Source organism: Buttiauxella izardii (assembly GCF_003601925.1).
Lineage (GTDB): Bacteria > Pseudomonadota > Gammaproteobacteria > Enterobacterales > Enterobacteriaceae > Buttiauxella > Buttiauxella izardii.
On sequence record NZ_QZWH01000041.1, the window covers coordinates 20,106 to 29,158 of the forward strand.

General features: G+C 50.3%; 9 protein-coding genes and 1 pseudogene. 8 read left to right on the plus strand and 2 right to left on the minus strand.

All coding sequences use genetic code 11. From position 1 onward, the window contains the following. The first annotated feature begins 60 nt into the window (after positions 1-60). The 7 genes and pseudogenes from D6029_RS16930 to D6029_RS16960 all read left to right on the plus strand — a co-directional run bounded on the left by D6029_RS16930 (position 61) and on the right by D6029_RS16960 (position 5,863). Entirely contained in the window at positions 61-1,560 is a 1,500-nt protein-coding gene (locus D6029_RS16930; RefSeq protein ID WP_120065918.1) for an MDR family MFS transporter, read from the plus strand. A gap of 51 nt (positions 1,561-1,611) precedes the next feature. Continuing rightward, entirely contained in the window at positions 1,612-2,376 is a 765-nt protein-coding gene (locus D6029_RS16935) for a LamB/YcsF family protein (RefSeq protein ID WP_120065919.1), read from the plus strand. A gap of 52 nt (positions 2,377-2,428) precedes the next feature. Then, complete coding sequence (locus D6029_RS16940) at positions 2,429-2,923, plus strand: hypothetical protein (RefSeq protein WP_120065920.1); 495 nt, start codon at positions 2,429-2,431, stop codon at positions 2,921-2,923. Positions 2,924-2,934: 11 nt separating this feature from the next. After that, positions 2,935-3,381 (plus strand): DUF421 domain-containing protein, encoded by a 447-nt coding sequence (locus tag D6029_RS16945; RefSeq protein ID WP_120065921.1) that lies wholly within the window; start codon positions 2,935-2,937, stop codon positions 3,379-3,381. Between the two features lie 181 nt (positions 3,382-3,562). Beyond that, positions 3,563-3,706: pseudogene (locus D6029_RS16950) on the plus strand (Bcr/CflA family drug resistance efflux transporter); the annotation flags it as partial. Positions 3,707-3,822: 116 nt separating this feature from the next. After that, positions 3,823-4,878: an alpha/beta hydrolase gene (locus D6029_RS16955; protein WP_120065928.1), complete on the plus strand. Its 1,056-nt coding sequence runs from the start codon at positions 3,823-3,825 to the stop codon at positions 4,876-4,878. Between the two features lie 133 nt (positions 4,879-5,011). Then, entirely contained in the window at positions 5,012-5,863 is an 852-nt protein-coding gene (locus D6029_RS16960; protein WP_120065922.1) for an aldo/keto reductase, read from the plus strand. Between the two features lie 89 nt (positions 5,864-5,952). Here D6029_RS16960 and D6029_RS16965 read toward each other — a convergent pair whose 3' ends face one another. Further along, positions 5,953-6,846 (minus strand): LysR family transcriptional regulator, encoded by an 894-nt coding sequence (locus D6029_RS16965; RefSeq protein WP_120065923.1) that lies wholly within the window; start codon positions 6,844-6,846, stop codon positions 5,953-5,955. Between the two features lie 195 nt (positions 6,847-7,041). Next, the gene (locus D6029_RS16970; RefSeq protein ID WP_120065924.1) at positions 7,042-7,851 is read right to left on the minus strand and encodes a MipA/OmpV family protein; all 810 of its coding nucleotides are present in this window, start codon (positions 7,849-7,851) and stop codon (positions 7,042-7,044) included. Between the two features lie 553 nt (positions 7,852-8,404). Here D6029_RS16970 and D6029_RS16975 point away from each other — a divergent pair. Next, a partial coding sequence (locus D6029_RS16975) for a retention module-containing protein (RefSeq protein ID WP_120065925.1) occupies positions 8,405-9,053 on the plus strand: 649 nt, incomplete at its 3' end.

Below are 9,053 nucleotides of genomic sequence, written 5' to 3' on the forward strand. Positions count from 1 at the left end.
GGTGAAACTATTCCCTCTATATTAATTATCCAGTTAATTAATTACAAGCCGACCGATACGATGACAGTCACAGAAACTCCCCGTTCAGAAACGCAACAGCACGCAACGTCCATTCGTTTGCTGTTTTCCGCGTTGATGCTGGTCATGCTGCTTGCCGCACTCGACCAGACCATCGTTTCAACCGCCTTGCCGACGATTGTCAGCGAGTTGGGCGGGCTGGAAAAACTATCCTGGGTGGTCACGGCTTATCTGTTGTCTTCCACGATTGTGGTGCCGCTGTACGGTAAATTCGGCGACTTGCTGGGGCGCAAAATCGTGCTGCAAACCGCCATTGTGCTGTTCCTTGTCGGCTCGGCGTTATGCGGCCTGGCGCAGAATATGACGCAGTTAATTTTGATGCGCGCACTGCAAGGTTTGGGCGGTGGTGGCCTGATGGTCGTCACCATGGCGGCGGTTGGGGATGTCATTCCGCCAGCGGATCGCGGTAAATATCAGGGCTTATTCGGCGGGGTATTTGGGCTGGCGACGGTGATTGGCCCGCTGATCGGCGGCTTCCTGGTTGAGCATTTTTCCTGGCGCTGGATTTTCTACATCAACCTGCCGTTGGGCGTTTTCGCGCTGCTGGTGATTGGCGCGGTGCTGAAACCGCAAACGGCACGTATCCGTCATCAGATTGATTTTCTTGGTGCGGGCTATCTCGCCGCGTCATTGACCTGTTTGATTCTCTTTACCAGCCAGGGCGGCACCGTGATGGCGTGGTCCGATCCGCAGTTGTGGTGCATTTTCGCCTTCTTCGTCGTCACACTTGGCGGGTTTATCTATGAAGAACGGCTAGCTATCGAGCCGATCATTCCTCTCGGTTTGTTCCGTGACCGCACTTTCTTATTGAGCTGCCTGATAGGTTTTATTATCGGGATGTCGCTGTTTGGCTCGATGACGTTCCTGCCGCTCTATTTGCAAGTGGTGAAATCATCGACGCCAACGGAAGCGGGGATTCAACTGCTGCCGCTGATGGGCGGCCTGATGCTGACCTCAATTATCAGCGGGCGCATCATCAGCAAAATAGGGCGTTACCGCATCTTCCCGATTCTTGGCACGCTGGTGACGTTTATTGCAATGGCGCTGCTCGGCACGCTTAAAATCGACACGCCCATTCATGTTCTTTATCTATACATCGCGCTGTTGGGCTTTGGCCTTGGCATGGTGATGCAGGTGCTGATTCTGGCGGTGCAAAACAGCGTCGAGCAAAACATGATTGGTGTGGCGACGTCCAGCACCACGCTGTTCCGCCAGATTGGCGGTTCGATTGGCGTGGCCGGTTTTGGGGCGATTTTCACTAATGTGCTGCAAAACAAACTGATTGCGCTGATCCCGCCGGGTGTCGAACTTCCCCATCAACTGGGGGCGAAAGCGGTGCATGAACTCCCGGCTGCTCTACAAAATGATTATCTGCAAGCCTTTGGCGCGGCGCTGCATTCGGTATATCTGATTTCTGCCTGCGTCGTGGTGCTGGCGTTTATTTTGTCGCTTTTGATGAAAGATGTGCCGCTGCGTAAATAGGTTTTATATGCTAAAACACCTGTTCACAACGAGCGGCAAAAGAGGGCGACGATGGTCACGGTAATTGATTTAAATAGTGATTTGGGTGAGAGCTTCGGGGCGTGGACGATGGGCGATGACGCCGCCATTCTGAAACTGGTCAGCAGCGCCAACGTGGCCTGTGGTTTTCACGCCGGTTCCCCGGCATCGCTTTTATCCACCTTGCGCGCGGCACAACAGCAGGGCGTGACCATTGGTGCACACGTTTCTTATCCCGATTTAGTCGGTTTTGGTCGCCGTAATATGGACGTGGCAAGCGACGAACTGACCGCCGATGTGATTTATCAGATTGGCGCTTTGCAAGGCCTGGCGCGAGCGGCGGGCAGCGAAGTGCGATATGTCAAACCGCACGGCGCGCTGTACAACACTATCGCCCATGACGAACGCCAGGCGCTGGCGGTTATCGAAGCTATTCTGGCTATTGATTCCTCTTTACCGTTGGTTGGCCTGGCGGGTTCCCACGTGCTGAAACTGGCGCAGGAAAAGGGGCTGAAAACCATTTCTGAAGCCTTCGCCGACCGTGCCTATCACGCCGATGGCTCGCTGGTTTCGCGTCGTGAAGCGGGTTCTGTTTTGCATGATGCGAACATCGTCGCAAAAAGAATGCTGCAATTAGTCACAGAGGGCGGCGTGACCTCCATAGAAGGCCAATTTACGCCGATTCAGGCCGACTCAATTTGCGTCCACGGTGACACGCCGGGCGCTATCGAAATGGCCAGCCAGGTGCGGCAATTACTTGAAGCACAGGGAATTATGATTCGCGCTTTTGTGGCGTAGACATTCACGCTTGACTAGACTTCATCCAGCGCCCATAGCTGGATGAAGAATAATGAAAACAACACCTTCCCCTATTATTGAAAAACCCTTCTGGCTGCGCTTTGAATATCAGCTGCGGCGCGTGGGCTTTGTCTTCTTGCTGGCGATTGTTGTCGCCGCCCTGGTTGGCATCTTTTCGCGTGGTTATTTAAGCCAGGCGCATCGCTCAAACGACGCGGGTTCGTTGACCCTCGATTATGAAAGATTTAATCGCCTGACCAGCAGTGCCGACCTGAAAATTAATTCAATCCCAACGCCTGGAAAACCGAATCGCATTATTCTCGGCGGTGATTTCATGGAGGCATTTCGCATTGATAATCTGCAACCTCAGCCCGCCAATATGTATAGCCAAAATGGAAAGGTCATTATCGAATATAACGCCCTGGCGGGAAGGGAAAAACAAACTCTTTGGTTAAGTCTGACACCCATGAAAATAGGCGTAATGAAAAGCACGGTTGCGCTTGATAACGGCGCGGAGATTCCGTTCCAACAACTTGTTTACCCATAAGGTAACCCGAAATGGATATGGTATTAAGGGCGGTCGCCATTTACCTGATATTAATGGTGGTATTTAAAATCGCGGGCCGCCGCGCATTATTACAAATGACATCATTTGATTTAATCTTGCTGCTGATTATTAGTGAAGCCACACAACAGGCACTGTTGGGCGATGATTTCTCTGTTACCGGCGCGATGCTGACTATCGTCACGCTGATTGTGGTGGATATGCTGTTTGGCTTAATTAAAAAATATCTGCCGGGAGCCGATGATTTTCTCGATAACACGCCGGTGATTCTGGTGGAAAACGGCTACCTGTTTCAGGACAAAATGAAGAAAGCCGACATTTCCTGTGATGATATTTTGCTAACGGCTCGCGTTGATCACGGTATCACTAAGCTTGCGGAGATTAAATTCGCCATCCTTGAACGCAACGGGCATATCTCAATCATTCCTGAATCAAAATAGGCATTTATGAATCCCATTCATAATGCCTATCCTTTTATGCCTCATTATCTTTTAATTGGTTACAGGTAGTATCTCGTTCTCTCTGGATATTCAGCAGACCAATATGATTGACTCTCAGGCTCGCGTCAGCACCAGCGGCTCCGTGGGTTGCGCACTTTCCACCACTATTACGGAAATTGTTTTCTGGCTGCCTGAAACGCTGCCGGAAGAGAAGCGTGTGAAAGCCTCTTTGCCGAGCGCTTTTCGCAATTATCTGGCGCTATTAAAGAACACCAAATTCATGCGTTTTACGTTGTGCCTGACGTTTTATTATGTCGCCGCCTATTGGGTTAAGCGCCGTGATTAATGAATAAGCCAGATAAGGCTATTCGATTTAACTAAATAATCATGTTTAACAAAATGCGTAAGATGAAAACTCAACCCAATACAGAGGAAGTATTCTTGAAAAGATTATTAAAGACGCTGGTGTTATGCATGTTGGCGGGAAGCGCTATTTCCCATGCACAACCGCTGGTCATAGCGGAGCAGGGCAGTTTTACTGCGGGCGGAACTGTTGCCACGACGCCGGGGACATTTGATGCGAAGAAGCCGCTCGAATCCGCCGGGCAAACTTTTCACGGCGATCACGCTTACGTTTTCTATCAGATCCCCGAGCATCCTCACAAATATCCCATTGTGATGCTCCACGGTGCCGGGCAATTTTCTAAGACCTGGGAAAGCACGCCGGATGGACGCGAAGGATTCCAGAATATTTTCCTGCGCCGGGGATTCTCAACTTATTTAGTGACACAACCTCGCCGTGGCAGCGCCGGGCGCAGCACGGTTGAAGCCACACTGACGCCTAAAGCCGACGAGCAATTGTGGTTCAACCAGTTCCGCCTTGGCGTGTGGCCGGATTTCTTCAAAGACGTGCAATTTTCCCACGATAAAGAAGCGCTGAACCAGTATTTCCGCCAGATGACGCCTAACACCGGGCCGTTTGATCTGAATGTGATTTCGGATGCGATGTCAGCCGTGATAGATAAATCCGGCCCGGCTATCTTGTTCACCCATTCCCAGGGCGGCGGGCCAGGTTGGTACACGGCGATGAAAAGCGACAAAGTGAAAGCGATTGTGGCATTTGAGCCGGGCAGCAGTTTTGTGTTCCCGGAAAATGAAATGCCTGCGCCGATGCCTAGTGCTTTCGACACGCTCAAAGGTGAACCTGTCGCGCTGGATAAATTTATGGCGCTGACTAAAATCCCGATCCTGATTTTCTACGGCGACAATATTCCTGATAAACCGACGGCAATGCCCGCACAGGATAGCTGGCGCGTACGCCTCGCCATGGCCCGCCAATGGCGCGATGTGGTGAATAAACACGGCGGCGATGTGACGGTGATCCATTTGCCAGAGATAGGCATTAAGGGCAATACCCATTTCCCGTTCTCTGATTTAAATAACGTTGAAATTGCCGACCAGGTCAGCAAATTCCTCAAAGAGAAAAACCTGCAATAACCGCCACGCCTCTGAGCAGTGTTCATTCGTGATTAATGAACACTGCTAATAAACCCTAGCCAATTAGGGTGTCTAATCTGATAAGCCAATCCGCGTTATTCTTTTTCTCTCACAACAGATGACAGGTCACACTATGCAAACAGTAAAACTGAATAACGGCGTGGAAATGCCACTGCTGGGTTTTGGTGTCTTTCAGATGACGGAAGCAGCCGAATGTGAGCGTGCGGTTATCGACGCCATCGAAACCGGCTACCGTTTGATTGATACCGCAGCGTCTTACCAGAATGAAACCCAGGTCGGGAACGCGTTAAAGAACAGCGGCATTGCTCGCGGCGAATTATTTGTCACCACCAAACTGTGGTTACAAGACACGAACTACGAAGGCGCCAAAGCGCAGTTCGAACGCTCGCTGAACCGCCTGCAAATGGACTATGTCGATTTGTACCTGATTCACCAGCCGTATGGCGATGTGCATGGCGCATGGCGTGCGATGGAAGAGTTGCAACAGGCGGGGAAAATTCGCGCCATTGGCGTCAGTAACTTCCAGCCAGATCGTTTAGCCGACCTGATCGCGTTTAACAAAGTGGTGCCTGCCGTCAATCAGGTGGAAGTAAACCCGTTTAACCAGCAGCTTCACGCCGCGCCGTGGATGCAAAGCCGGGGCATTCAGCCCGAAGCCTGGGCACCGTTTGCCGAAGGCCGCAACAATCTATTCCAGCATCCGGTTTTGGCCGCGACTGGCGAGAAATATGGCAAAAGCATCGGCCAGGTGGTTCTGCGTTGGCTCTTCCAGCGTGGCATTGTTTCGCTGGCGAAAACCGTGCGCAAAGGGCGTATGGAAGAGAATATCAACGTGCTGGACTTCGAGCTTAACAATGAAGAGATGATGAAAATCACCGCGCTGGACAGCGCCACCAGCGCCTTCTTCTCGCATCGTGACCCGGCGATGGTGGAGTGGTTGACGGGGCGTAAACTCGACGTCTAAAACGACGAGGAATAATGCTTTTGTAGGTCGGATAAGCGCAGCGTCATCCGACAAAAGGGGGGAAGCGGTGGATGAATCCCCCTACAAAACTATTCAGAATAACGCAGCGTATCAATCAGTAAGGCGAAAGCAGGCGGATGCTGTTTTCTGCTCGGGTAGTAAAGGTAATAGCCCGGAAACGTAGGACACCAGTCTTCCAGAACCTGAACCAGCTCGCCTGATTTTAATTCCTCCTGCACCATATCGTCAGGCACACAGGCGAGGCCAAAATCAGACAACACGGCGTCGATTCTTTCGGAAAGAAGATTAAACGTTAGCTGGCCTTCAACGCGCACGCGCAAGGGTTTGCCATCTTTCTCAAATTCCCAGTGATACAACCCGCCAGCGGTGGGTAAACGCATGTTAATACAGCGATGGTTCTGTAATTCATGCGGCGTTTGCGGAACCCCTTTTGACGCCAGATATTCCGGCGAACCCACAACCAACATGCGCATATCTGGCCCGATTCTGACGGCGACCATATCTTTATCGACGCTTTCCCCCAGACGGATCCCGGCATCAAAACGGCCTTCAACAATATCGACAAAACCGTTATCCACGACTAATTCGACATTAATATTCGGGTATGCTTTAAGAAACGGTTTTAGCTTTGGCCACAGCAACTTACGTGCTGAATGCTCCCCCGCAGAAAGGCGGATATTCCCGGAAGCCCCATCATGGAGCTGAAGAATACCTTCGAGTTCGTACTCCATTTCCGCAAGGCGCGGTTCGAGGCTGGTGATGATACGTTCGCCGATTTCCGTTGGAGCGACGCTGCGCGTGGTGCGCGTCAGCAAGCGAACATTGAGCCGTTCTTCCAGGGCTTTAACTGCATGGCTTAATGCTGATTGTGAAACACCCAGTTTCCCCGCCGCTTTAGTAAAGCTTTTTTCACGCGCCACGATGAGGAAAATCTGAAGTTCACTGAAATTTTCTTTAAGCATTGCGGTTTCCCTTTGGCGTTCAACGTCGGTTTTACTATTCTGAAAATAACTTTTCTTCGACTATACAGAATTGAGCCGATTCTGACGACGATGTCCGATAAGTGTCAGTAATACGTCAGTTGGTGAGCGTATATTTAATATCCATGATGATGAGTCAGTAGAATATTATTTTAAACTGACTCAGCGAGTTTATTATTACCAGATATAGCCGACCGCGACGGTGGCATACAATTCCCCGTTATGTTGAACGATAGGGCTGTCGGCAATATCTTTATCATAAAATTCATAGTTTGCCGCAAACATCCCCACCCATTTCGAACTGAAACGATAACTGGTAATCAGCGCTGTCATCGGCGAGAAGGTGGTTCCGGTGTCCCATTCCGGGCGATTAGCCGTGGCTTCGCTTTTCGAAATACCGCCAAAGTAATAATTCGCCATATTCGAGCTGCGGATCATCATCCCCATGCCGGGCATGATTAATAATTTCCCTTTTACTATCGGGAAGTCAGCCCACAGCAGCAATTCCTGGCCGTTACTGCGCCCGGTGACATCCGAGCTAACTCGCGCACTTAGCAAGGCGTATTGAGTAATGAGAGTGCCACCGACACCGGCTTCAAATTCTGATTTTCGTTTATGCATGCCATCGAATTCGTCTTCGTCATCGGGGTCGAGATTGCCAAAGCGGAATCGGCCATACGCATAGGCTGCGGTGGTGTCGTCGAGATGAAAGTAGTAGCGAGCGCGGTCGCCGAGATACATCAAGTTATTGCCAAAATAGAACGCGCCGGGAATGACATAGGTTTCGTTTTTTTGCGCTTCGTAGCGAGCCGTGCCGCTGATCGCTGCGCCACCCAGCACCAGGCCTTTGGGAATCGGGCTGGTGGTGTTGTCTTTGGCGAATAATTCTAAAGAACCTAGGTCAACTTCGGCGTGAGCACATGTACTGAGGAAGGGGTAGAAGGCGGTTGCCAGGAGTACAGAAGCAAAATGTAGGTGTAATCTCATCGGTTTTCCCAAAAGTGGTATGTGCGGCAGGTATTCTGCTTATTGCCATAATGTCCGTCCCGCATTAATCATTACTGATAATTTCATTATGTAAATGACGATCTTCTACCTGGCTGATTATCAGGATAGTTTAGCCTACCCGCGCAAAGGCAAGAGGAGTATTTTCTCTTGAATCAATGCGATGCTCGAGAGATTGGGCCGTTGCGAAGATACTGAGACGAGGAATAAAGAAAAACCGTTAACTCAGGCATGCGTTGTCATAGAAACAGAATATTAGTGATTGCCCATTTTTGGATATATTAAGTGGATTTATTTAAGCTTCCATAAGAATTAATCGTTTTATTATGGGGCGCATTATCCCTTACAATACTTCCTATAAATTAATGAAGCATTTTAATGTTAGCTAATATGTCTGGTAGCAATACGTCTATTGTTAATGCAAAGTTAATATTGATGCTCTAATTAAAGTTGGATGATTGTTTCTTTATGAAGCGGCATAACAACTTATTTCTTGGTTGCATCCTTGTAATATCAATACTTAGGGACTCGCGGTTTGCAGAACATACTCGGTATCGTAAAAGTAGTCATTGGGCAGGTTTTTGCCGTTGCTGTTGATGGTACACAGCGCGAATTGCATGAAGGGGACCGAATCTTTGCTGGCGAAGAGATCGTGACCGGTGCAAATGGCGCATTAACCGTCAACTTATCTGATGGCCACACCATGGATATCGGGCGCAATAGCCACTGGAGCTCCCAAGGCGGATTAAGTGCCACTCATGCCGAGCATGCAACAGACAATATCGCCGCACTCCAGCAGGCGATTGCTGATGGCGTCGACCCGACGAAAACATTGGATGCGACCGCGGCGGGTAACGAAGCGCCGATTCAAGCAGGTGAAGGTGGCGGTGGCCATTTCATCGAGCGAGTGGAGCTGACCGGCGAAGTCCTTGATGTCACTTCCGGCTTTGCAACGAATGGGTTAGGTTCCCCGACACAAAGCCATCGCGAATTCGACACTTACTCACCGCAGCAACAGCAAACTCAACCCGCTCCGGGAGAAAGTGTACTAGCACAAACAATAACTGCATCGACGCTCACGGATTCGGTGATGTCAGTGGCAGAGCTGACGCCGTCGATTATGCCGATGCAGACGCTCACCGACTCAGTGATGCCCATGTCAGACCTGACGCCGTCAGTCATGC

What these genes read in the sequence shown, in the direction of transcription:
- D6029_RS16930 (WP_120065918.1), top strand. Translation starts at nt 61, where the DNA reads ATGACAGTCACAGAAACTCCCCGTTCAGAAACGCAACAGCACGCAACG.
- D6029_RS16935 (WP_120065919.1), top strand. Translation starts at nt 1,612, where the DNA reads ATGGTCACGGTAATTGATTTAAATAGTGATTTGGGTGAGAGCTTCGGG.
- D6029_RS16940 (WP_120065920.1), top strand. Translation starts at nt 2,429, where the DNA reads ATGAAAACAACACCTTCCCCTATTATTGAAAAACCCTTCTGGCTGCGC.
- D6029_RS16945 (WP_120065921.1), top strand. Translation starts at nt 2,935, where the DNA reads ATGGATATGGTATTAAGGGCGGTCGCCATTTACCTGATATTAATGGTG.
- D6029_RS16960 (WP_120065922.1), top strand. Translation starts at nt 5,012, where the DNA reads ATGCAAACAGTAAAACTGAATAACGGCGTGGAAATGCCACTGCTGGGT.
- D6029_RS16965 (WP_120065923.1), bottom strand. Translation starts at nt 6,846, where the DNA reads ATGCTTAAAGAAAATTTCAGTGAACTTCAGATTTTCCTCATCGTGGCG.
- D6029_RS16970 (WP_120065924.1), bottom strand. Translation starts at nt 7,851, where the DNA reads ATGAGATTACACCTACATTTTGCTTCTGTACTCCTGGCAACCGCCTTC.